The following is a 20,850-nucleotide window of genomic DNA, read 5'->3' on the forward strand; positions in this document are numbered from 1 at the left end:
TTTTTGTAAATCCCATCCAAATTTCGGATATATGCAATGAAAACTGGTAAAGAACTGAAACCCGGTACAGTGATCCGTCTCGAAAACGACCCTTGGCTGGTTCAGAAAGCTGAGTTCACCAAGTCTGGTCGTAACAGCGCAATCATGAAGACCAAGCTGAAGAACCTGCTGACCGGTTACAAGACCGAGATCGTTTACAGCGCCGACGACAAACTGGACGACGTAATCCTCGACCGCAAAGAAGCGACCCTGTCCTTCATCAGCGGCGACACCTACACGTTCATGGACACCTCTGACTACACCATGTACGAGCTGAACGCTGAAGATATCGAAGCCGTTCTGCCGTTCATTGAAGAAGGCATGGAAGACGTCTGCGAAGCTATTTTCTTCGAAGAGCGCCTGGTTTCCGTAGAACTGCCGACCACCATCGTGCGTCAGGTTGACTACACCGAAGGTTCCGCTCGCGGTGACACTTCGGGCAAGGTGATGAAGCCTGCCAAACTGAAAAACGGTACCGAACTGGCTGTTGCAGATTTCATCGAAATCGGCGACCTGATCGAGATCGACACCCGCGAAGGTGGTTCGTACAAAGGTCGCGCCAAGAAGTAATTCTGGCCAAACCGTACGAATGAAAAAGCCCGACCATGCGTCGGGCTTTTTTGTGGGCGCTGCGTTTTACTTCAAGTGTTGTTTCAGTTCCTGCGAGGCCTGCAACAGGGCCGAACGTACCTCGGGTACCTGGCTGACCACGTTGAGCAAACCGTAGTCGTGGATCATGCCGTTGTAGCGCACTGCGGTTACCGGTACACCGGCGGCGTCCAGTTTGCGGGCATACGCCTCGCCTTCATCGCGCAGCACGTCGGAGCCGGCCGTCTGAATCAGCGCAGGTGGCAAGCCTTTCAACTGATCGGTTGTAGCCCGCAGCGGCGAGGCGTAGATCTCGGCGCGCTGCTTGGCGTCGGTGGTGTAGTTGTCCCAGAACCACTTCATCATGTTTCTGGTGAGGAAGTGCCCCTCAGCAAACTGGTTGTAGGAGCCTGTGTCGAAGTTCGCGTCAGTCACCGGCCACAGCAGCAGCTGGAATTTGATCGCCGGCGTGCCCTTGTCCTTGGCCATCAGGCTTACTACCGCCGCCATGTTGCCGCCGACACTGTTGCCCGCTACTGCCAGACGCTTGCCATCGACATTGATCTCTTGGCCATGCTCGGCCACCCATTTGGTGGCGCCGTAGGCCTGGTTGATCGCCACCGGGTAACGCGCTTCCGGCGATGGCGTGTAGTTGACGAACACCGCCGCCGCGCCTGAACCCACCACTAAATCCCGTACCAGACGTTCGTGTGTCGGGTAATCCCCGAGCACCCAGCCGCCGCCGTGGAAGAACATGAACACTGGCAATGTGCCCTTGACCCCGGCCGGACGCACGATGGTCAGGTTCAGTGGCTTGCCATCGACCTCAATGGTCTTCTGGCTGACATCAGCCGCTGGCAGGGTCAGCTTCACGCCAGCCTGAGCGCCGGTCAAAACTGCACGCGCGTCTTTTGGTGTCAGTTGTTCCATCGGCTTGCCGGTACCGGCGTTCAGCACATCCAGAAAAGCCTGGGTGGTGTGCTCGACATCGCCGGTAGCGGCGAAGGCGTTGCTGATGGACAGGGCGAGCAGGGTGCCGGTGAGTGCTTTACCAATTGTGTTCATTGTGTTCTCCAGGGGCGGCAGAGGGCATCAGACGGTCACGTGCAGGCGCACATCAACGTTGCCACGGGTGGCGTTCGAGTATGGGCAGACTTGGTGAGCGGCGTCGACCAGGCTTTGCGCGTCGTCCTGGGCCAGGCCCGGCAGGCTGATGTTCAGGTCGATGTCCAGACCGAAACCGCCGGGGATTTGACCGATACCCACGTGGGCTGTGATCGAAGCGTCATCCGGGATTTTGCGTTTGGTCTGGCTGGCGACGAATTTCAGGGCGCCGATAAAGCAGGCCGAGTAACCGGCGGCGAACAGTTGTTCCGGGTTGGTTGCCTGGCCACCGGCGCCGCCGAGTTCTTTGGGGGTGGAGAGCTTGACGTCGAGGATGTTGTCGCTGGAAACAGCACGACCATCACGGCCGCCGGTGGCGGTGGCTACTGCGGTATAGAGAGTTTGCATGGCGTTTTCCTCTTGGGTTGTTAGCGCTAAACATTTGCGCGCTAAGTAGTTGGTGAGATGAATGTATAGCGCTAATGTTTAGCGCGCAAGATAAATTTACAAATTATTTTGCTGGCGGATTTCCTGGCCTTCCACAAAGCAATGTGGGAGCTGGCTTGCCTGCGATGCAGACACCTCGGTCGACCACTCAAACCGAGGTGACGCTATCGCAGGCAAGCCAGCTCCCACATGTTAGATATCTGTACGCGGGGGTACTGCGTCAGATGTTGGACTGCAAGTTGGCGCGAAGCGCGATCAGGTCGCCTTGCAGCTTGCGCAACTGCTCCAGTTCCAGGCCGCTGGCTCCGAGAATGCACTGCGGAATACCCATGGCCTTGTCCTGCAGCGCGCGGCCAGCAGCGGTAAGCTCCACCACCACCACGCGTTCATCTTCACGGCTGCGGGTGCGGCTGAGCAGGCCCTCGACTTCCAGGCGTTTGAGCAGTGGGGTCAGCGAGCCGGGGTCGGTGAGCAATCGGCTGCTGATTTCTCCGACGGTCAAACCATCCTCTTCCCACAACACCATCATCGCCAGGTATTGCGGGTAGGTCAGGCCGAGCGCTTGCAGCAGGGGCTTGTAAACCTTGGTCATCAGCAGCGAGGTGGAATGCAGGGCGAAGCACAGCTGGTTGTCCAGCATCAGGGATTCGCACGGGTCAGGGTTTTTGCTCATGGCAGTACCTCGAAAAAGCGTGTCTTGGCTGGAATCTAGCGGGCAAACCTTTAATGCGCCAGATAATTCTGTCGGCGAGTCAGACCAAACCGCTTTGCAGCGCCAGATCCCATGGGGGTATCGGGCTAAAACGTGATTTCAGGTACTCCAGCAGCAGGCGGCTGCGCGCATTGGCCTGTTGTTCCAGGCGCAGCGCGTAGATGCCGCTGGTTTCCGGGCTGGGCAAGCCGTCTTCGCAGAACAGCGGCATCAGCTCGCCACGTACCAGGTATTCACTGGCCAGCCACGTGGGCAAATGCGCGATGCCCAAGCCGGCGAGTGCGCCCGAGAGCAAGGCTTCGGCGTTGTTCGCGCTCATGCGGATGCGTTGCGGTCGATAGGTGGCGCGGCGCCCGTCCAGCTCGAAGCGCCAGGCGAACATCGGCGCGATGCCGTCCCAGTCCAGGCCGTCGTGTTCGCTCAGTTCACGGGGATGAGTCGGCGTGCCCCGGCTTTTCAAGTAAGCCGGGCTGGCGCAGGCGATGCGCACAATACTCGCCAGGGGTGTGGCGATCAGGCGGGTGTCGACGATATGCCCGGCGCGCAGCACCAGATCGACTTTGCCCAGGTGCGCGCCCTGCATATCCACGAAGCTGTCGATCAAATGCAGGTGCACATCCAGCCCCGGGTACACATTCAAAAAGTCGGCAATGACCGGTGCCAGGTGCCGCCGACCAAAGGCCGCCGGCGCGTCCACGCGAATCAGGCCTTCCGGCGCATGGCTGAGGGATACGGCCTCGGCGCGCGCCAATTGCAGTTCGCTGACGATCCGCCGCGCCCGTTCGGCAAACGCCAAACCTGCCGGAGTGGGCACTACCGCGTGGGTGCTGCGCTGAAATAGGCGGCTGCCCACCGAGCTTTCCAGGCTGTCGATACGCCGGGCCACCGCCGAAGGGGTCAGCGGATGGCGCCGCGCGGCGGCGGAGAAACTGCCGGTCTCCAATACATCCAGAAACAGGCCGAGCTGATCGGTCAGGGCATTTGGGTTCATGAGCGGACGCTTATGCGAGATTGGCACAGCCATTGTGCGTTGCTGTGCGTTTCCGCGCCAGAGCCGACTGCGTAGCATGTGACGCCTGGGCTTTGTGGAGTGACGCGCGGTGTTGGATTTAGTGATGTACCTGATAATGGGCGTGGCTTTGGGCACTGTGGGCGGCCTGTTTGGTATCGGTGGCGGGCTGATCGCCATCCCCGTGCTCGGCGTACTGTGCGGCCTGGACCAGCAACTCGCCCAGGGCACAGCCTTGGTGATGGTGGTGCCCAATGTGATGTTGGCCCTGTGGCGTTACCACCAGCGCAACCGCATCGAATTGCGCCACGCGTTGCCGCTCGGCGTCATGGGGTTCAGCTTTGCCTGGCTCGGCTCGATCTGGGCGGTGGGCCTGGACGCAGGTGCGATGCGCGTCGGCTTTATCGCGTTTCTGCTGGTGCTGTCGGCCTACAACCTGCTGCGCATGTTCACTCGCAATGCACCGCCGACGGCCGAGATGCGCTATTCCTGGCCATGGCTTGGGGTGCTGGGGGCGGCGTCCGGCTCTATGGGCGGCCTGTTTGGCGTAGGCGGAGCAGTGGTTGCCACGCCGGTGTTGACCAGCCTGTTCGGCACCACTCAAGTGGTTGCTCAAGGCCTTTCCCTGGCGTTGGCGCTGCCCAGCACCAGTGTGACCCTGGTCACCTACGCCTGGCACCACGAAGTGGACTGGATGATCGGCGTGCCCCTGGCTGTCGGCGGCCTGCTGAGTATCAGTTGGGGCGTAAAAGTCGCTCATGCATTGCCGGAGCGTGTTCTGCGTGGCCTGTTCTGTGGCTTTCTGGCGATCTGTGCGGTGATGTTGACGTTTAAAGTCTGAAGCCTTCGAGGATGTATTCGGCCAGGCAATCGGTAATCGGCGACTTCATTGTCGGGTTACGCAACAAGCGCAGGTTCATCGACGGCAGTGGCGGAAAACCTTCGGCGCTCCCGAGTACGCGCAAGTCTTCGGTCACCAGGCTTTCCATGCTGGCCATAATCGCCAAGCCGGAACTGACGACCGCCTGGATCGCCGCCACGTTGGAGCTGTGATACGCCAAGCGATAGTCCCGCCCAGCTGCATCCAGTGCCGCGCGTGTCCACTGGCTGCAATAGCTTTCTACGCCGGAAACTGCCAGAGGCAGGACATCGTGCTCGTCTAAACAAAAACAGGGTGACGCTACCCACACCATGCGCTCGGTGCGCAACAATTCGCCGACTTCAACCCCCGGCTCACGGCTGATCACCGTCAACGCCAGGTCTCGGCGCTGCATCAACTCCCGTGACGACTCGCAATGCATTTCGATCTGGATCAGCGGGTAGGCTTTGGAAAACCGCTTGAGAATCCCCGGCAAAAACCGCATCACGTAATCATCCGGCGTGCCGATGCGCACCAGCCCGACCATATGCGGCTCGCGCAGGGTATTAAAGACCTCACTGTGCAGTTTCAGGATGCGCCGCGCATACCCCAGCAGCACCTGGCCCTCGGGTGTCAGTCGAACCTGGCGCCCGTCACGTTCAAACAGCTTGCGCTGCAGCACGTCTTCTTCCAGGCGCTTCATCTGCATGCTCACCGCTGATTGGGTGCGGTTGACCACTTCACCAGCACGAGTAAAACCGCCCAGATCGGCGATGGCGACGAAGGTGCGCAGCACTTCTGTATCAATGCTCGGGTAGCCAGACAATTGATCAATCTCCGAGATGTATTGCATAAGAAACATTCGTTGGATTGATCATAAGGCAGGGCACACACTCGCGTCATCCCCACTGGAGGGCGAGAAGATGAAAGGTCAGAAAGGTTTTGTGTTGTTGGCGAAACGCCCGTTTTCCGGGCTGTTTCACACAATTGCCCGTTGGCAGACACTGCATCATGAGCGCCAGTTGCTGGCGAGTTTGAGTGATGAGGCGCTGAAGGATATCGGGCTCAACCGAGGCGATGTCGAGCAAGAACGCCACCAGCATTTCTGGCAAGACCCGCTGCGAAAATGACCCGTGATGGGGTAGGGTGGTCGGCGCGCCCTTACGGAGAAACTCATGCCCGCCGACCTGTCTTTTTCAGTCAAACAAGCACGACGCATGGCGCTGGCGGCCCAGGGGTTTTCCGGGCGTCAGCCGCCTGCGCTGGTCAAGGCTGCGCAACTCAACCGGTTGATTGAACGCCTCGGCGTGTTGCAGATCGATTCGGTCAATGCCGTGGTGCGCTCGCATTACCTGCCGTTGTTTTCCCGTCTCGGTAATTACTCCCCTTTGATTCTTGAACAGGCGGCCTGGAGTCAGGGCCGGCGGCGTGCATTGTTTGAATATTGGGGGCACGAGGCCTCGTTATTGCCTCTGGCGTTGTACCCGTTGATGCGCTGGCGCATGGAAAGGGCAAAGAGGGGCCAGGGAATTTATTCGCAGATGGCGCGCTTTGGCCGCGAGCAACAGGCCACGATTCAGCGCGTATTGCAGACCGTCGAGCAGCAGGGGGCGTTGGGCGCGGGGAGTTTGTCCACCCGCGAAGAACGCGCAGGGCCTTGGTGGGACTGGAGTGATGAAAAGCACGCGTTGGAGTGGCTGTTTGCCGCTGGCTTGGTCACCGTCGCGGGGCGGCGTGGGTTTGAGCGGCTTTATGATTTGCCGGAGCGAGTCATTCCTGACGAGATCCTTCAACAGACCTCATTGAGCGAAGCCGAGGCCCAGCGTGGTTTGCTGTTGCACAGTGCGACAGCGTTGGGCGTGGCTACCGAAAAAGACCTGCGCGATTACTTCCGGCTCGACCCTGCTGACAGCCGAAACCGCCTTGCCGAATTGGTTGAGGGCGGCCAATTGCTGACGTGCCAGGTGCAGGGCTGGAAAGCGCCGGCGTTCTGCCTGCCCGATCCAAAAGTGCCACGCAAGGTGCCAGCCAGTGCGTTGCTGTCGCCGTTTGATTCGTTGATCTGGGAGCGCAGCCGTACCGAGCGGCTGTTCGATTTTCGTTATCGGCTGGAGATCTACACCCCGCAAGACAAGCGGGTGTACGGCTATTACGTGCTGCCGTTTTTGCACAATGAACGGATTGCCGCGCGCGTGGATTTACGCGCCGAGCGTGCGAATGGGCGGTTGGCGGTGCATGCGGTGTATGAAGAGGAGCCAGGGCTGGATGAGGAGGGGATGCAGGCGTTGGCGTTGAGCTTGGTGCGGATGGCCAGTTGGCTGGGGCTTGAGCAGGTACAGCTCAATTGCCAGCGGCCGAGTGCTGACCGGTTAAGGGTGGCAATGACTCACATGGATAGTGGTCTTTAGGGCCTCATCGCGGGCAAGCCCGCTCCCACAGGAGTATGCGGTCAACTGTGGGAGCGGGCTTGCCCGCGATGGGGTCAGCCCAGACAACTAAACCCTCAGCGTTTGACCTGTTTCAAGGTCTCGGCAATCAAAAACGCCAACTCCAGCGACTGATCGGCATTCATCCGCGGGTCGCAATGGGTGTGGTAACGGTCCGACAAACCATCTTCCGTAATCGGCCGCGCGCCGCCGATGCATTCGGTGACGTTCTGCCCGGTCATCTCGATATGAATCCCGCCGGCGTAGCTGCCTTCGGCCTGATGCACCTGGAAGAACTCCTTCACTTCGCCCAGGATCTGCGCAAAGTCGCGGGTCTTGTAGCCGCTGCTGGCCTTGATGGTGTTGCCGTGCATCGGGTCCGAACTCCACAACACCTGCTTGCCCTCGCGCTGCACCGCGCGGATCAGGCCGGGCAGGTGATCGCCGACCTTGCCGGCGCCCATGCGCGCGATCAGGTTGAGGCGGCCAGGGTCGTTGTCCGGGTTGAGAATGTCGATCAGGCGGATCAGGTCGTCGGGGTTCATGCTTGGGCCGACTTTGACCCCGATCGGGTTGTTCACGCCGCGCAGGAACTCGACGTGAGCACCATCGAGCTGACGGGTACGGTCGCCGATCCACAGCATGTGGGCCGAGCAGTCGTAGTAGTCGTTGGTCAGGCTGTCGCGGCGCACGAAGGCTTGCTCATAGTTCAGCAGCAGTGCTTCGTGGGCGGTGAAGAAGCTGGTCTCGCGCAGTTGCGGCGAGCTGTCCATGCCGCACGCGCGCATGAAGGCCAGGGTTTCGTCGATGCGGTCTGCCAGTTGGCTGTATTTTTCGGCCAGCGCGGAGTTGGCGATGAAGTCCAGGTTCCACTTGTGCACTTGATGCAGGTCGGCAAAACCGCCCTGGGCAAAGGCGCGCAGCAGGTTAAGGGTCGCGGTGGACTGGTGGTAGGACTGCAACAGACGGTCCGGGTCCGGCACGCGGCTTTTCAGGTCGAAGCCGATGCCGTTGACGATGTCGCCACGGTAGGCGGGCAGGGTCACGCCGTCGATGGTTTCATCGTTGGCTGAGCGCGGCTTGGCGAACTGGCCGGCCATGCGCCCGACTTTGACCACTGGGCAGCCAGCGGCGAAGGTCATCACAATGGCCATCTGCAGCAGCACCTTGAAGGTGTCGCGGATTTTTGCGGCGGAGAACTCGGCAAAGCTCTCGGCGCAGTCGCCGCCTTGCAGCAGGAACGCGCGGCCCTGGGTCACTTCGGCAAACTGACGACGCAACTCGCGGGCTTCCCCGGCAAACACCAGCGGCGGGTAGCTGGCCAGGTTCTGCTCAACCTGCAGCAAATGCGCAGCGTCCGGGTACTGGGGTTGTTGCTGGATCGGCAGGGCGCGCCAGCTGTCGGGGCTCCAGGGTTGGCTCATCATGAACTCGATAGGTTGATTGACGGTCGGGCGCCAATGTTATCAGCAATTAGTGCGTGACCTGTTGCCGCCGGTTGGCCGACAATCGCGCCTTTGCCCTGCGCCAAACCCTTTAGGAGTAGTGATGACCGAAGAGCGTGTCGAGCGCCTGCTGGCTGAGGTCCACGATGACTTCGGCATGATCCGCGTGCTCGAAGTGGCCGATTACCGTTTTCTCGAATTTGGCGACGCCATCGAGCAAAGCTGCGTGTTCACCGCCGACCCGAGCTGGCTGGAGTACGACTACACCCGCGCCATGCTGATTGGTGCGTTGTGCCATGAGCAGCCGGAAAGCGCGCTGTTCCTCGGGCTGGGTGCCGGCACGCTGACCCAGGCGTGCCTCAAGTTTCTGCCGCTGGAAGACGTCGAAGCCATCGAGCTGCGGCCCGATGTGCCGCGCCTGGCCATCGAATATCTGGGGCTGGATGACGACCCGCGCTTGTACATTCGCATCGGCGACGCCCTGCAATTGCTGGACACCGCCGAGTCGGCCGATCTGATTTTCGTCGATCTCTATACGGACGTCGGCCCAGGCGTCGGGCACCTGGCCTGGACGTTTCTGGAGAACTGCCAGAAGAAGCTCAACCCGGGTGGCTGGCTGGTGATCAACCAGTGGGCGACCGACGATGGAAAACCTTTGGGGGCGGCGTTGTTGCGTGGTTTGTATCACCGGCATTACTGGGAATTGCCGGTGAAGGAGGGCAACGTGATTCTGTTGGTGCCTTCGGAGCTGGATCAGGTGCTGGATATTGATGCGCTGTCGGCCCGCGCCGAGGCTTTGGCGCCGCGGTTGGGGTATTCGTTGCAGGAGTTGATCAAGGCCATCCGGCCGGCGACTTAGTTGCCTGTTCTGACGCCATCGCGGGCAAGCCCGCTCCCACAGGGGAATGCATTCGACAGGAAAATGCATTTCAAATGTGGGAGCGGGCTTGCCCGCGATGAGGCCCGCACAGCCCACTCAAATCCCCTTGAACACCCCCGGCCGCTTCTCAACCATCGCCCGCACACCTTCTTTGGCATCCTCACTGTTCAACAATTTCTCCACCACCACCTGCAACCCCGCCGCCGCGACGGCCTCACCTTCCATGCGCGCCTGACGCGCCGACATCAAGGTCGCCTGAACCCCCAGCGGCGCCTGCCGCGCGATGCGGCTGGCCAGTTCAATCGCGCGCGGCAGCAGATCCTCACTGGCCATGACTTCCTGAACCAAACCCAGGCGCAAGGCTTCATGAGCATCAAACTCATCACCCGTGAGCAACCAACGCATGGCATTGCCCCAGCCGGCGATCTGGTGAAAGCGCAACGTCGCGCCGCCAAAGGGAAAGATCCCGCGCTGCACTTCCATCTGCGCAAAGCGCGTGTTGCTCGCACAAATATTGATATCCGCCGCCAGCATCAATTCGATACCGATGGTCAGGCAGTAACCCTTGGCCGCCACAATGACCGGTTTGCTGACCCTGGGACCGGCGAACACGCCCCACGGATCGCAGCCGCCCAGCGGCGGTTGCCAGCCTCCCGACATCACGCTGCTGACATTGGCCAGGTCCAGCCCGGCGGTGAAGTGGTCACCGTGGGCAAACACCACGGCAACCCGCGCGTCGTCGTTTCGATCAAATTCGCCATAGGCCAGGCTCAGCTCATTGAGCAAATCCAGATCAAAGGCGTTGCGCTTGGCGACCCGGTCCAGGCCCAGCAGCAAGACATGGCCCTGTAATTCACGACTGACGCGACTGCTGCTGGCTTGATTCATCGAGTGTGCCCTCGGGCGCGGGTTGGGGTTTCAGACCAAAGGTCTTGATCGATAGGTGAACCGTTTAAGCTTCATGACCCACATGGCCGGGCCTTTGAAAAATAGACCCTGCGCGAGTTATCTGCAAAGACTGTGATCCAGCGCGGTTTATCAGTGTTTTCCGATAAAAAAAGCTCCCTTTTTCAGGTATTTCCGGTATAGTGCGCGCCGGCCTTTAACCGGGCCGCGTTTAGGTAGCGCAATTCCCCGAAGTCAGCTTCGGCTGCACGTCCGCACAGCGGACTCTCCCTTGACGAATCTTTTTCATTCATTCGTTTTCGCAAATCCCCGCCGACAAAGCAGCCAGGGCGACTCTTGAGTCTCAACACGGCATGCGCAGCTTTGGAGCATGGGTCTTTGCGGATGCACTTAGAGGCAGACCCATGACCCAGGAAACCGGCGGCTTCGCCGCTTTTAATCTTAACCCGAACATTCTTGCTGCCGTCATCGCGACTGGCTACGAAGAACCTTCGGCTATTCAGCAGCAATCGATCCCGATCATCATGGCCGGCCAAGACATGATTGGCCAGGCGCAAACCGGTACCGGTAAAACCGCCGCGTTCGCTCTGCCAATCCTGCACTGCATCGATCCTGCCAAGCGCGAGCCGCAAGCCCTGATCCTGGCGCCAACCCGAGAGTTGGCGCTGCAAGTAGCAACCGCTTTTGAAACCTACGCCAAGCAAATGCCGGGCGTAACCGTTGTGGCCGTTTACGGCGGCGCGCCTATGGGCCCACAACTGAAAGCAATCCGTAACGGCGCACAGATCGTTGTCGCCACCCCGGGCCGTCTGTGCGACCACCTGCGTCGCGACGAAAAAGTGCTGTCGACCGTGAACCACCTGGTTCTCGACGAAGCTGACGAAATGTTGAAGCTGGGCTTCATGGATGACCTGGAAGTCATCTTCAAGGCTTTGCCACCAACCCGTCAGACCGTGCTGTTCTCGGCCACTCTGCCACAGTCGATCCGTGCCATTGCCGAACGCCACCTGCGCGATCCGCAACACGTGAAGATCCAGACCAAGACTCAGACCGTTACCGCGATCGAACAGGCTCACCTGTTGGTTCACGCTGACCAGAAGACCTCGGCTGTATTGAGCCTGCTGGAAGTCGAAGACTTCGACGCCCTGATCATGTTCGTGCGCACCAAGCAAGCGACCCTGGACCTGGCCAGTGCCCTGGAAGCCAAAGGCTACAAAGCTGCTGCGCTGAACGGTGACATCGCCCAGAACCAGCGTGAGCGCGTGATCGACTCCCTCAAGGATGGCCGTCTGGACATCGTTGTAGCGACCGACGTAGCCGCTCGTGGCCTCGACGTTCCACGTATCACTCACGTGTTCAACGTTGACATGCCTTACGATCCAGAGTCCTACGTTCACCGTATCGGCCGTACCGGCCGTGCCGGTCGCGAAGGTCGTGCACTGCTGCTGGTGACTCCACGTGAGCGCCGCATGCTGCAAGTGATCGAGCGTGTAACCGGTCAGAAAGTTGCCGAAGTCCGCCTGCCGGATGCTCAGGCTGTTCTGGATGCCCGCATCAAGAAACTGACCAACAGCCTGTCGCCGCTGGTGGCTGACGCTGAATCGACCCACGGCGACCTGCTGGACCGCCTGACCGCCGATATCGGTTGCACCCCGCGTGCCTTGGCTGCGGCCCTGCTGCGCAAAGCGACCAACGGTCAAGCCCTGACCCTGGCAGCCATCGAGAAAGAACGCCCACTGGTTCCGAACAACGCGCCACGCGGTGATCGTCCAGAGCGTACTGGCGACCGTCCAGACCGTGGTGATCGTGAGCGTCGCGCTCCGGTTCCATTGGCTGAAGGCCGTGCTCGTTGCCGTACCGCGCTGGGCGCGCGTGACGGTATTGCAGCCAAGAACCTGCTGGGCGCTATCCTCAACGAGGGTGGCCTGGCACGTGAAGCGATCGGTCGTATCCAGGTACGTGACAGCTTCTCCCTGGTGGAACTGCCGGAAGATGGCCTGGAAAAACTGCTGGCCAAGCTGAAAGACACTCGCGTTGCCGGTAAGCAGCTCAAGCTGCGTCGCTACCGCGAAGATTGATCCGCCCTTGGGCTGATTGATCCCACATAAAAAATCCCCGACATGTTCGGGGATTTTTTTTGCCTGATTCTTTGGATCAGCAGTCGCTCAACTGTGGGAGCTGGCTTGCCTGCGATGGCGGTAGTTCAGTCAGCATATTTGTCACTGTTACACCGTAATCGCAGGCAAGCCAGCTCCCACACGTTAGCCAAAACGGTAGATGTCCATCCCGAGAGCGCCCATGGTGAACCCTTGGTGCGCCACGCTGAACTCGCCCCCAGCGCCACGCGCAAAGTACAGCGGCAACAAATGCTCATCGCTGGGATGGCTGCGCACGGCATGGGGCGCCTGGCGACGATAATCGTGCAGCGCCGTTTCATCATTGGCGGCAAGTTTGTCCACCACCCAATCCCTGAAGTCCCGCGCCCAAGGCTCGATGCTCTCAGGCCCGGCGTGCCAGTTCAGTTCACCCAGGTTATGGGTGATGCTGCCGGAGCCAATCAGCAGCACGCCTTTTTCACGCAGGCTGGCCAATGCGTGGCCTACGCGGGTCTGCAGGGCCGGGCCCATGCGGCTGGGCAGGGAAACCTGAACCACCGGAATATCCGCGGCCGGGTACATCAGCGACAGCGGCACCCAGGTGCCGTGGTCAAAGGGTCGGCGATCATCAATACGTGCATTCAAGCCATCGGCATGCAGCAGTTCGACAATGTTGCCAGCCAGCTGCGGGTCGCCCGGCGCCGGGTATTGCACGGCAAACAGCTCGCGAGGAAAGCCGCCGAAGTCGTGCCAGGTTTCCGGGGCGGGGCTGCCGCTGACCAGCAATTCCTGGCTTTCCCAATGCGCGGAGACCACCACAATCGCTGTGGGGCGTGGCAGCTCGGCCGCCAAGCGCTGCAGCGCCGGGCCGCTGGCGCCGGGTTGCAGGGCCAGCATGGGCGAACCGTGGGATATATAGAGGCTAGGGAGCATAAGTAGGGTCCTGAGCGTTAACATGGGCCCATCTTCAATCAGATCATTGATCTAAATCTAATATAAGTTTTAGCCCATTTTGATCGAATTTTCAGGGTGATTTATGGAGCCTAAGTTTTGGCAGGAGCGTTGGGCGCGCAATCAGATCGGCTTTCATTTGCCTGAGGTTAACCCTTACCTGCAACGGCACTGGCCGCAGTCAGGCTTTGTTGAAGGCGCCAAGGTGCTGGTGCCCTTGTGTGGCAAGAGCCTGGACCTGATGTGGTTGGCCAGCCTGGGGCATCGCGTGATGGGCGTGGAGCTGTCGGAGCAGGCGGTAGAGGCGTTTTTCAGTGAGCAAGGGCTCGTGCCACGGATCAGCCGGCAAGGCGCGTTCAAGGTGTTTCAGGCTGACTTGATCGAACTGTGGTGCGGGGATTTTTTCGCCTTGGACGCTGATGCTGTGGCCGGTTGCAGCGCACTCTACGACCGCGCTGCGCTGATCGCCTTGCCGCCCTTGATGCGAGCGCAGTACGCGGAGCATCTCAATACCTTACTGGGTTCTGGCTGCACAGGGCTGTTGATTACCCTCGACTATGACCAGACGCAAAAGGCAGGCCCGCCGTTTGCGGTAACGGACGAGGAAGTGAAGGTGCTATTCGGGGCTCGCTGGGCTCTGAATGTGCTGCAAGAGCAAGACATCCTGGGCGAGAGCTGGAAGTTTGTGCAGGACGGCGTGACTCGGCTGGAAGAGCGTGTGTATCGGTTGGTAAAGCGCTGAACCTGCCACCGCCATCGCGGGCAAGCCCGGCTCCCACAGGGATCTTTGTGGGTTCACACAGTCTATGAACGGCATCGGCCAATGTGGGAGCCGGGCTTGCCCGCGATGACAATTCCAGCACCCGCAAAAAAAGGGGCGATCAGATCGCCCCTTCCAGTCTCGCTGCTGAGCTATCAGCCGCGCCGACGCAACGCGTCAATGCGCTCTTCCAGCGGCGGATGGCTCATGAACAGGCGAGCCATGCCCTGTTTGATGCCGCCGTTGATGCCGAAGGCGGTCAGGCTGTCCGGCATGTGCACCGGCAGGCCCTGTTCGGAGCGCAGGTGTTGCAGCGCTGCGATCATCGCCCCGGTACCGGCCAGGCGGGCGCCGGCTTCGTCTGCGCGGAATTCGCGTTTGCGCGAGAACCACATGGTGATCGCACTGGCCAGGAAGCCCAGCACCACTTCGGCGAAGATGGTTGCCACGAAGTAGGCGATACCGCGGCCGCCTTCGTTTTTGAAGATCACCTTGTCGACAAAGTTGCCGATGATCCGCGCGAAGAACATCACAAAGGTGTTCACCACGCCCTGTACCAGCGCCAGGGTGACCATGTCACCGTTGGCCACGTGGCCGATCTCGTGGGCCAGCACGGCCTTCACTTCATCGTAGGAGAAGCGTTCCAGCATGCCCTGGCTTACCGCAACGAGTGCGTCGTTCTTGTTCCAGCCGGTGGCGAAGGCGTTGGCTTCATAGGCGGGGAAGATCCCGACCTCAGGCATCTTGATGCCGGCTTCGCGGGACAGTTGCTCCACGGTTTGCAGCAACCATTGCTCATGCCGGGTGCGTGGCTGGGTGATGACCTGGGTGCTGGTGCTCATCTTCGCCATCCACTTGGAGATGAACAGCGAGAACAGCGAGCCGGCAAAACCAAAGACCGCACAGAAAACCAGCAGCTGATTGAGGTTCAGATCGACCCCGTTGGCCGCCATGAACCCGTTGAAGCCGAACAGGCTCAGGGTGATGCTGGCAATCAGCACGACCGCCAGGTTAGTGGCCAAGAACAGCAGGATGCGCATCATGGTTGTAGAGTTCTCCTCATGCTTAATATGTCGCGTACTGCGGGGTATATAAGGTGCGCGTTGGGGTGATTCAACCGAGCGACTATTTCAAACTGTGTCCTACAGCCGGAATGTAGAGCCTTGAAGGGAATTTCCGAGTTGGAAAGCCGACAGGCTTCACCGGATTCTCGCCTTGCCGTCCCGTAATTATAGGGGGCTGACCGATCCTTGGTGCGCCGCGACAGAGGAGAAGGGGTAAAGGGTGGAGAAGTGTTGCCAGATACTCGCTGTACGACCAAATACCGGCCGTACAGCGCACCATTCGTTACTGGCGATAGGACTTGAGGAAGTTGCCGATGCGACCAATGGCCATGTCCAGGTCATCCACACGCGGCAAAGTCACTACGCGGAAGTGATCCGGCCACGGCCAGTTGAACGCGGTTCCTTGCACCACCAGCAGTTTTTCCGACAGCAGCAGGTCGAGCACGAACTTCTCGTCGTTGAAGATCGGGCAGACTTTCGGGTCGATCCGTGGGAAGGCGTACAGCGCGCCCATGGGCTTCACGCAGCTGACGCCCGGGATTGCGTTGAGCAATTCCCACGTGCGGTTGCGTTGTTCCAGCAGGCGGCCCTGAGGCAATACCAGGTCATTGATGCTCTGGTAGCCGCCGAGGGCGGTCTGGATCGCGTGCTGGCTCGGCACGTTGGCACACAGGCGCATGTTGGCCAGCATGTCGATGCCTTCGATGTAGCTCTGGGCATTGTGCTTGGGCCCGGAGATGGCGATCCAGCCGGAACGAAAGCCCGCCACGCGGTAGGACTTGGACAGGCCGTTGAAGGTCAGGCACAGCAGGTCCGGCGCCAGGGAGGCGGTGCACACGTGCACGGCGTCGTCGTAGAGGATCTTGTCGTAGATCTCGTCGGAGAACACCACCAGGTTGTGCTGGCGTGCCAGTTCAAGCATGCCCAGCAGCACTTCTTTGGAGTACACGGCGCCGGTCGGGTTGTTCGGGTTGATGATCACCAGCGCCTTGGTGTTCGGGGTGATCTTGGCCTTGATGTCGGCCAGGTCCGGGAACCAGTCGGCGCCTTCGTCACACAGGTAATGTACCGGGTGGCCGCCGGCCAGGGTTACGGCGGCGGTCCACAGCGGGTAGTCGGGCGCCGGCACCAGCACTTCGTCGCCATTGTTGAGCAGGGCCTGCATGGACATCACGATCAGCTCGGACACGCCGTTGCCCAAGTAGATGTCTTCGATGCCGACACCTTCAACCTGCTTCTGCTGGTAGTACTGCATCACAGCTTTGCGCGCGCTGAACAGGCCTTTGGAGTCGCTGTAACCCTGGGCGGTCGGCAGGTTGCGGATCACGTCTTGCAGGATTTCATCCGGTGCTTCGAAACCAAAGGGCGCCGGGTTGCCAATGTTCAACTTGAGGATGCGATGGCCTTCCTCTTCCAGGCGTTTGGCGTGCTTGAGCACCGGGCCGCGAATGTCGTAGCAGACGTTGGCGAGCTTGTTCGATTTGCTGACCTGCATGGCGATGTGATCCTGAAAATGAACGATCCAGACGGTGTGGACACTACCGTACTGCGAAACCTGCGGGGCCCGCACCCATAAATACGTTTGAATGCCGGTAGCGCGGGTGCCAGACTGGCGTTTTGAAGAGGCGCAATCATACGTGCCGCCTGATCCATGGAAAAGACACAGATCAGGGTTTTTCAGTTGCCGAGGTGTACCGATGGAAAAGCTGCAGAAAACCATTGATGAATGGAAAGCGATGCTCGACCCAGAGCAATACAACGTGTGTCGTCTCAAGGGCACCGAGCGCCCGTTTTCCGGCAAGTACAACGCCACCAAGACTGACGGCGTGTACCACTGCATTTGCTGCAACGAAGCGCTGTTCGATTCGGCCACCAAGTTCGATTCCGGCTGCGGCTGGCCGAGCTTCTACGCGCCCATCGCCGACAGCGCGATGATCGAGATCCGTGACGTCAGCCACGGCATGATCCGCACCGAAGTCACCTGCGCCAAGTGCGATGCGCACCTGGGGCACGTGTTCCCGGACGGCCCGCCGCCGACCGGCCTGCGTTACTGCATCAATTCGGTGTGCCTGGACCTCGTCCCGCGCTAGGGCAGGTGGCTTGTGTGGGAGCTGGCTTGCCTGCGATGCGGGCAAACCGGTGCGACTGAGAGCGCGCGGTGCCTGCATCGCGGGCAAGCCCGGCTCCCACATTTGAAGCGATTACGAATCATCATTGCGATCAATTCAATTGCGCACAATTGAATTGCAAGCTATGTTTCTTCCTTCTTCTTCCAGATTCGAGACACTGCCATGAGCGACCAACTGCTGAGCATCCCGTGCACCACCATCACGGGCGAGCAAAAGACCTTGGCCGACTTCGCCGGCAAGGCCATTTTGGTGGTCAACACCGCCAGCAAGTGTGGCTTCACCCCGCAATACAAAGGTCTGGAACAGCTCTGGCAGCAATACAAGGATCAGGGCCTGGTGGTGCTGGGCTTTCCTTGCAATCAGTTCGGCAAGCAGGAACCGGGTAACGAAGGTGCGATTTCCGAGTTCTGCGAGCTGAACTTTGGCGTGAGTTTTCCGCTGTTCAAGAAGATCGACGTCAACGGCGGCAATGCGCACCCTTTGTTCGTGCAGCTAAAAAAACAGGCTCCGGGCCTGCTGGGTTCCAAGGGCATCAAGTGGAATTTCACCAAGTTCCTGATCGGCCGCGATGGCCAGATGGTCAAGCGTTTCGCCCCGACCACCAAACCTCAGGACCTGACCCAAGAGATCGAAGCCCTGCTCAAATGACCGACGCACCCACCGTTTCTCTCGCCCTGGACGACCAGCTGTGCTTTAAACTTTACGCCGCTTCGCGGGCGGTCACGCGCGCTTATAAGCCAATGCTCGATCAATTGGGCCTGACCTATCCGCAATACCTGGCGATGCTCGTGTTGTGGGAGTGGCACGTGGCTACGCCGGCGCAACCTACGGTCAAGGCCCTGGGTGAGCGGTTGATGCTCGATTCGGGCACCCTCACGCCGTTACTCAAACGCCTTGAGCAACTGGGCTGGGTTCGGCGCCAGCGCAGTGCGCGCGATGAACGAGAAGTGCACCTGGGGTTGAGCGAGGCAGGCGCACAGCTTCAGGATGCAGCGCACCGCTTGAAAACCCGGCTGCTCTGTGACAGCGGCGTCGACCTCAATCAGGCCGATGCCTTGCGTGATGGCCTGGACCAGTTGCTGGCGCAGATCAAAGGCTTGTCGTCTTCGACACCCACAGGTCCAGCAGGGCTTTAAGTTCTTCGCGGCGAAAGGGTTTGGCCAGATAATCATCCATCCCGGCCGCCCGGCAACGCTCGCGTTCTTCCGACAGCGCGTTGGCGGTCAAGGCGACGATGGGCAGGTCCGGCCAGCGCCCGCTGCGACGGATCTGCCGGCTGGCCTCGTAGCCATCCATCACCGGCATATTGCAGTCCATCAACACCATGTCGAAGCGTTGCTCTTCAAGGAGCTTCAGCGCTTCGCCACCATGGGCGGCCACAATCACTTCGCAACCAAGCTTGCTGAGCATGCCCTTGGCCACCAGTTGGTTCACGGGATTGTCCTCCACCAACAGGATGCGCGCACGGTGCATGAGGGGCGCAGCGTCCATCTGGAGGGTGTCGAGGACCAGCTCTTCATCGCTGCGCAGGTTGCGTTGCAATATCTGATACAGCGCATTGCGGCTCAGGGGGCGGGCCTGTTGCTGCAAGGGCCCGAGGGCGGCGACTTCCTCGCTGGGCATAAAGTTGCCATAGGCGGTCACCAGCAGAATCGGCGCGCTGATCGTGGGGCGCAGGCGGAACAGGCACTCCGGGCAGTCGGTGATCAGCAGGTCAGGCGTTTGCCCGCTCACGTCTGCGTCGCGGGCATAGCATTGAGGCGTCAGGCCCCAATGGGGCAACAAGCTGCTCAGCAGCTCTGTCAGGCCGCTGTCGGCGCTGGTGATGGCGATAACGTTCCCTGTCAGTGGTGCTTGCCGAACCGCCGGCAAATGCGTGGGCAATGGCAGGTCCGCGCAGAATTGGCTGCCAAAGCCCACTTCCGAGCTGATGCTCAGGCGGCCCTTCATCGCTTCGCACAGGTTATGCGTCAGCGCCAGGCCCAGGCCCGTGCCGCCAAACTGGCGAGTGATACCCGCGCCGGCCTGGGTGAAAGGTTGGAAGATCTTGACCTGGGCGTCCTGGGCAATGCCGATTCCGGTGTCGCACACTTCAATGTTTACCCGGCCCTCATGTGAGCTCAAACGCACGTCGACGCGGCCGAAACGGGTGAACTTCAACGCATTGGACAGCAGGTTGCTGACGATTTGCCTGACGCGGGTAGGGTCGCCGATCACCTGGGCGGGAAACAGCGGGTCGATCAAGCACGTCAATTCAACATTCGGCGCGGCGTTCTGCGACAACAGGTTGGCGGTGTCTTCCACCAATGAGCCAAGGTCGAACGGGATTTTCTCCAGCTCCAGCTGGCCGGCGTCGAATTTGGACAGGTCGAGGATATCGTTGAGCAATTCCACCAGCACTTTGCCTGAGTCATGGGCAATCGACAGCTGCTGGCGTTGCTCGGCATTCAGCGGGCTGTCCAGCGACAGCGCGATCATGCCCAGCAGGCCATTGAGCGGGGTACGGATTTCATGGCTCATGTTGGCCAGAAACGCCGCCCGTGCCTGGGCCATGCCCACCGCGGTCATCTTGGCCGCTTCCAGCTCATCGTTGGACTGAATCAAGCGTTTGTTGCTGGCCTTGAGCTCAAGGGTGCGCGCGGAGACTATATCTTCCAGTTGCCCCAGGTACTCGGTGAGGCGGTCTTCGGCGTGGCGGCGCTGTTGGATTTCGGTCTCCATGTTTTCGAACTGCTGGTTGGCGACGCTCACCAGCACACCGATTTCATCATTTTCATGCCCGGGCGGGCAGTCCAGATGGGCCTGCTTGCTGGTGCTCAGCGCGCGGATGATGCGCACCAGTGGTTGGGTCAGCATGACGTAGAACAGGCCCAGCAGGATCCCGGTCAGCAGCAAGCTGCGGGTAAAACCGTTGAGCAGGGTGATTTCGGCGCGGTGCAGGAAACGGCTGCCAAAGGCATAGGTATCGACGTCGAGACGCAGCACACCCAAGGCATCATTGGGCATGTGGCTGAGAAACAGATGGTCTTCAAACTCGCGGTTGGCGCCAAACAGAAAGTCGCTGATGGGCCGGTAGGTGCTTTCCTTGCGCGGACGATTGACGTCGGCCAGCACCACGCCATTGTTGTCGACCAGTTGCGCGCGGGTAATTGCCGGGGAGTGCAGCAGGCCCAACGTCAGTTCCTGAGCGAGTTCGGCATCGATGTTGTAAGCGATACGCGAGGCAGGGTTATGGCTGATTTCGATCAGCGAGCGGATTTCACGGTTGATGGATGCGTCTTCACTGGCATAATCAATGCCGATTTGGATCAGGCTGAGCAAGGTTCCCAACACGAAACCGACCAGCACAGTCAATCTGGCTTGTTTATAAGACAAGCGGTGGGCGAACTTGATATCCATCGGGTGTTGAACCACTTCACGTTTCCCTTCGCCCGG

21 protein-coding genes are annotated in these 20,850 nt (G+C 60.1%); 10 read left to right on the top strand and 11 right to left on the bottom strand.

Annotation, left to right across the window (positions count from 1 at the left end; translation table 11 throughout):
- Positions 1-36 precede the first annotated feature (36 nt).
- Positions 37-609, top strand: coding sequence for an elongation factor P (locus BFW87_RS20300; RefSeq protein ID WP_071487782.1), 573 nt, complete (start codon positions 37-39; stop codon positions 607-609).
- A gap of 66 nt (positions 610-675) precedes the next feature.
- On the opposite strand, the gene BFW87_RS20305 is transcribed toward BFW87_RS20300, so the two are convergent.
- The 4 genes from BFW87_RS20305 to BFW87_RS20320 form a co-directional block, all read right to left on the bottom strand.
- Complete coding sequence (locus BFW87_RS20305) at positions 676-1,692, bottom strand: alpha/beta hydrolase (protein WP_078741499.1); 1,017 nt, start codon at positions 1,690-1,692, stop codon at positions 676-678.
- A gap of 27 nt (positions 1,693-1,719) precedes the next feature.
- A complete protein-coding gene (locus tag BFW87_RS20310) occupies positions 1,720-2,139 on the bottom strand; it encodes an organic hydroperoxide resistance protein (protein ID WP_057710901.1) in 420 nt (139 codons plus the stop codon).
- 259 nt (positions 2,140-2,398) lie between these two features.
- Positions 2,399-2,851, bottom strand: a complete 453-nt coding sequence (locus BFW87_RS20315; RefSeq protein ID WP_078741500.1) for a MarR family winged helix-turn-helix transcriptional regulator — start codon at positions 2,849-2,851, stop codon at positions 2,399-2,401.
- A 79-nt stretch (positions 2,852-2,930) separates the two neighbouring features.
- Entirely contained in the window at positions 2,931-3,881 is a 951-nt protein-coding gene (locus BFW87_RS20320) for a LysR family transcriptional regulator (protein WP_078741501.1), read from the bottom strand.
- 109 nt (positions 3,882-3,990) lie between these two features.
- Between BFW87_RS20320 and BFW87_RS20325 the strand changes: the two genes are divergently transcribed.
- Positions 3,991-4,740 carry a sulfite exporter TauE/SafE family protein gene (locus tag BFW87_RS20325; protein ID WP_078741502.1) on the top strand — a complete coding sequence of 250 codons (750 nt, stop codon included), beginning with the start codon at positions 3,991-3,993 and terminating at the stop codon, positions 4,738-4,740.
- On the opposite strand, the gene BFW87_RS20330 is transcribed toward BFW87_RS20325, so the two are convergent.
- Positions 4,730-5,611, bottom strand: a complete 882-nt coding sequence (locus BFW87_RS20330; protein ID WP_078741503.1) for a LysR family transcriptional regulator — start codon at positions 5,609-5,611, stop codon at positions 4,730-4,732. The genes BFW87_RS20325 and BFW87_RS20330 overlap by 11 nt on opposite strands.
- Before the next feature lie 70 nt (positions 5,612-5,681).
- Between BFW87_RS20330 and BFW87_RS20335 the strand changes: the two genes are divergently transcribed.
- Together BFW87_RS20335 and BFW87_RS20340 are read left to right on the top strand one after the other, a co-directional pair.
- Positions 5,682-5,888: a DUF1127 domain-containing protein gene (locus tag BFW87_RS20335; protein ID WP_176159789.1), complete on the top strand. Its 207-nt coding sequence runs from the start codon at positions 5,682-5,684 to the stop codon at positions 5,886-5,888.
- Positions 5,889-5,933: 45 nt separating this feature from the next.
- A complete protein-coding gene (locus BFW87_RS20340) occupies positions 5,934-7,166 on the top strand; it encodes a winged helix-turn-helix domain-containing protein (RefSeq protein WP_078741504.1) in 1,233 nt (410 codons plus the stop codon).
- 95 nt (positions 7,167-7,261) lie between these two features.
- Here the strand turns inward: BFW87_RS20340 and BFW87_RS20345 are convergent, their stop codons facing one another.
- The gene (locus BFW87_RS20345) at positions 7,262-8,608 is read right to left on the bottom strand and encodes a class II 3-deoxy-7-phosphoheptulonate synthase (RefSeq protein ID WP_078741505.1); all 1,347 of its coding nucleotides are present in this window, start codon (positions 8,606-8,608) and stop codon (positions 7,262-7,264) included.
- Positions 8,609-8,732: 124 nt separating this feature from the next.
- On the opposite strand from BFW87_RS20345, the gene BFW87_RS20350 reads away from it, so the two are divergent.
- Positions 8,733-9,488 carry a spermidine synthase gene (locus tag BFW87_RS20350; RefSeq protein ID WP_078741506.1) on the top strand — a complete coding sequence of 252 codons (756 nt, stop codon included), beginning with the start codon at positions 8,733-8,735 and terminating at the stop codon, positions 9,486-9,488.
- Positions 9,489-9,605: 117 nt separating this feature from the next.
- On the opposite strand, the gene BFW87_RS20355 is transcribed toward BFW87_RS20350, so the two are convergent.
- Entirely contained in the window at positions 9,606-10,397 is a 792-nt protein-coding gene (locus BFW87_RS20355; protein ID WP_078741507.1) for a crotonase/enoyl-CoA hydratase family protein, read from the bottom strand.
- A gap of 422 nt (positions 10,398-10,819) precedes the next feature.
- On the opposite strand from BFW87_RS20355, the gene BFW87_RS20365 reads away from it, so the two are divergent.
- Entirely contained in the window at positions 10,820-12,493 is a 1,674-nt protein-coding gene (locus tag BFW87_RS20365) for a DEAD/DEAH box helicase (RefSeq protein WP_017136163.1), read from the top strand.
- 183 nt (positions 12,494-12,676) lie between these two features.
- Here BFW87_RS20365 and BFW87_RS20370 read toward each other — a convergent pair whose 3' ends face one another.
- On the bottom strand, positions 12,677-13,444 hold the full coding sequence (locus BFW87_RS20370; protein WP_078741508.1) for a DODA-type extradiol aromatic ring-opening family dioxygenase: 768 nt from the start codon (positions 13,442-13,444) through the stop codon (positions 12,677-12,679).
- A 103-nt stretch (positions 13,445-13,547) separates the two neighbouring features.
- Between BFW87_RS20370 and BFW87_RS20375 the strand changes: the two genes are divergently transcribed.
- Complete coding sequence (locus BFW87_RS20375; RefSeq protein ID WP_078741509.1) at positions 13,548-14,204, top strand: thiopurine S-methyltransferase; 657 nt, start codon at positions 13,548-13,550, stop codon at positions 14,202-14,204.
- 173 nt (positions 14,205-14,377) lie between these two features.
- On the opposite strand, the gene htpX is transcribed toward BFW87_RS20375, so the two are convergent.
- Together htpX and BFW87_RS20385 are read right to left on the bottom strand one after the other, a co-directional pair.
- Positions 14,378-15,265 (bottom strand): protease HtpX, encoded by an 888-nt coding sequence (htpX, locus tag BFW87_RS20380; protein WP_012723005.1) that lies wholly within the window; start codon positions 15,263-15,265, stop codon positions 14,378-14,380.
- A 304-nt stretch (positions 15,266-15,569) separates the two neighbouring features.
- A complete protein-coding gene (locus tag BFW87_RS20385; RefSeq protein WP_017734399.1) occupies positions 15,570-16,781 on the bottom strand; it encodes a pyridoxal phosphate-dependent aminotransferase in 1,212 nt (403 codons plus the stop codon).
- A gap of 202 nt (positions 16,782-16,983) precedes the next feature.
- Between BFW87_RS20385 and msrB the strand changes: the two genes are divergently transcribed.
- The 3 genes from msrB (at position 16,984) to BFW87_RS20400 (ending at position 18,551) form a co-directional block, all read left to right on the top strand.
- The gene (gene msrB, locus BFW87_RS20390) at positions 16,984-17,376 is read left to right on the top strand and encodes a peptide-methionine (R)-S-oxide reductase MsrB (RefSeq protein ID WP_058411775.1); all 393 of its coding nucleotides are present in this window, start codon (positions 16,984-16,986) and stop codon (positions 17,374-17,376) included.
- Positions 17,377-17,577: 201 nt separating this feature from the next.
- A complete protein-coding gene (locus tag BFW87_RS20395) occupies positions 17,578-18,063 on the top strand; it encodes a glutathione peroxidase (protein ID WP_078741510.1) in 486 nt (161 codons plus the stop codon).
- Positions 18,060-18,551, top strand: coding sequence for a MarR family winged helix-turn-helix transcriptional regulator (locus tag BFW87_RS20400; RefSeq protein WP_078741511.1), 492 nt, complete (start codon positions 18,060-18,062; stop codon positions 18,549-18,551). Before BFW87_RS20395 ends, BFW87_RS20400 begins: the two co-directional genes overlap by 4 nt.
- Here the strand turns inward: BFW87_RS20400 and BFW87_RS20405 are convergent.
- Positions 18,505-20,814 carry a hybrid sensor histidine kinase/response regulator gene (locus tag BFW87_RS20405; RefSeq protein WP_078741588.1) on the bottom strand — a complete coding sequence of 770 codons (2,310 nt, stop codon included), beginning with the start codon at positions 20,812-20,814 and terminating at the stop codon, positions 18,505-18,507. The genes BFW87_RS20400 and BFW87_RS20405 overlap by 47 nt on opposite strands.
- Between the last annotated feature and the right edge of the window lie 36 nt (positions 20,815-20,850).

The organism is Pseudomonas fluorescens (assembly GCF_002022275.1).
Lineage (GTDB): Bacteria > Pseudomonadota > Gammaproteobacteria > Pseudomonadales > Pseudomonadaceae > Aquipseudomonas > Aquipseudomonas fluorescens_AJ.

Excerpts from the sequence above, each read along its gene's own strand:
- BFW87_RS20375 (WP_078741509.1), top strand. The coding sequence starts at position 13,548 with ATGGAGCCTAAGTTTTGGCAGGAGCGTTGGGCGCGCAATCAGATCGGC.
- BFW87_RS20365 (WP_017136163.1), top strand. The coding sequence starts at position 10,820 with ATGACCCAGGAAACCGGCGGCTTCGCCGCTTTTAATCTTAACCCGAAC.
- BFW87_RS20405 (WP_078741588.1), bottom strand. The coding sequence starts at position 20,814 with ATGGATATCAAGTTCGCCCACCGCTTGTCTTATAAACAAGCCAGATTG.
- BFW87_RS20345 (WP_078741505.1), bottom strand. The coding sequence starts at position 8,608 with ATGAGCCAACCCTGGAGCCCCGACAGCTGGCGCGCCCTGCCGATCCAG.
- BFW87_RS20350 (WP_078741506.1), top strand. The coding sequence starts at position 8,733 with ATGACCGAAGAGCGTGTCGAGCGCCTGCTGGCTGAGGTCCACGATGAC.
- htpX (WP_012723005.1), bottom strand. The coding sequence starts at position 15,265 with ATGATGCGCATCCTGCTGTTCTTGGCCACTAACCTGGCGGTCGTGCTG.
- BFW87_RS20395 (WP_078741510.1), top strand. The coding sequence starts at position 17,578 with ATGAGCGACCAACTGCTGAGCATCCCGTGCACCACCATCACGGGCGAG.
- msrB (WP_058411775.1), top strand. The coding sequence starts at position 16,984 with ATGGAAAAGCTGCAGAAAACCATTGATGAATGGAAAGCGATGCTCGAC.
- BFW87_RS20330 (WP_078741503.1), bottom strand. The coding sequence starts at position 5,611 with ATGCAATACATCTCGGAGATTGATCAATTGTCTGGCTACCCGAGCATT.
- BFW87_RS20385 (WP_017734399.1), bottom strand. The coding sequence starts at position 16,781 with ATGCAGGTCAGCAAATCGAACAAGCTCGCCAACGTCTGCTACGACATT.
- BFW87_RS20300 (WP_071487782.1), top strand. The coding sequence starts at position 37 with ATGAAAACTGGTAAAGAACTGAAACCCGGTACAGTGATCCGTCTCGAA.
- BFW87_RS20370 (WP_078741508.1), bottom strand. The coding sequence starts at position 13,444 with ATGCTCCCTAGCCTCTATATATCCCACGGTTCGCCCATGCTGGCCCTG.
- BFW87_RS20305 (WP_078741499.1), bottom strand. The coding sequence starts at position 1,692 with ATGAACACAATTGGTAAAGCACTCACCGGCACCCTGCTCGCCCTGTCC.
- BFW87_RS20310 (WP_057710901.1), bottom strand. The coding sequence starts at position 2,139 with ATGCAAACTCTCTATACCGCAGTAGCCACCGCCACCGGCGGCCGTGAT.
- BFW87_RS20320 (WP_078741501.1), bottom strand. The coding sequence starts at position 3,881 with ATGAACCCAAATGCCCTGACCGATCAGCTCGGCCTGTTTCTGGATGTA.
- BFW87_RS20315 (WP_078741500.1), bottom strand. The coding sequence starts at position 2,851 with ATGAGCAAAAACCCTGACCCGTGCGAATCCCTGATGCTGGACAACCAG.
- BFW87_RS20340 (WP_078741504.1), top strand. The coding sequence starts at position 5,934 with ATGCCCGCCGACCTGTCTTTTTCAGTCAAACAAGCACGACGCATGGCG.
- BFW87_RS20335 (WP_176159789.1), top strand. The coding sequence starts at position 5,682 with ATGAAAGGTCAGAAAGGTTTTGTGTTGTTGGCGAAACGCCCGTTTTCC.
- BFW87_RS20400 (WP_078741511.1), top strand. The coding sequence starts at position 18,060 with ATGACCGACGCACCCACCGTTTCTCTCGCCCTGGACGACCAGCTGTGC.
- BFW87_RS20355 (WP_078741507.1), bottom strand. The coding sequence starts at position 10,397 with ATGAATCAAGCCAGCAGCAGTCGCGTCAGTCGTGAATTACAGGGCCAT.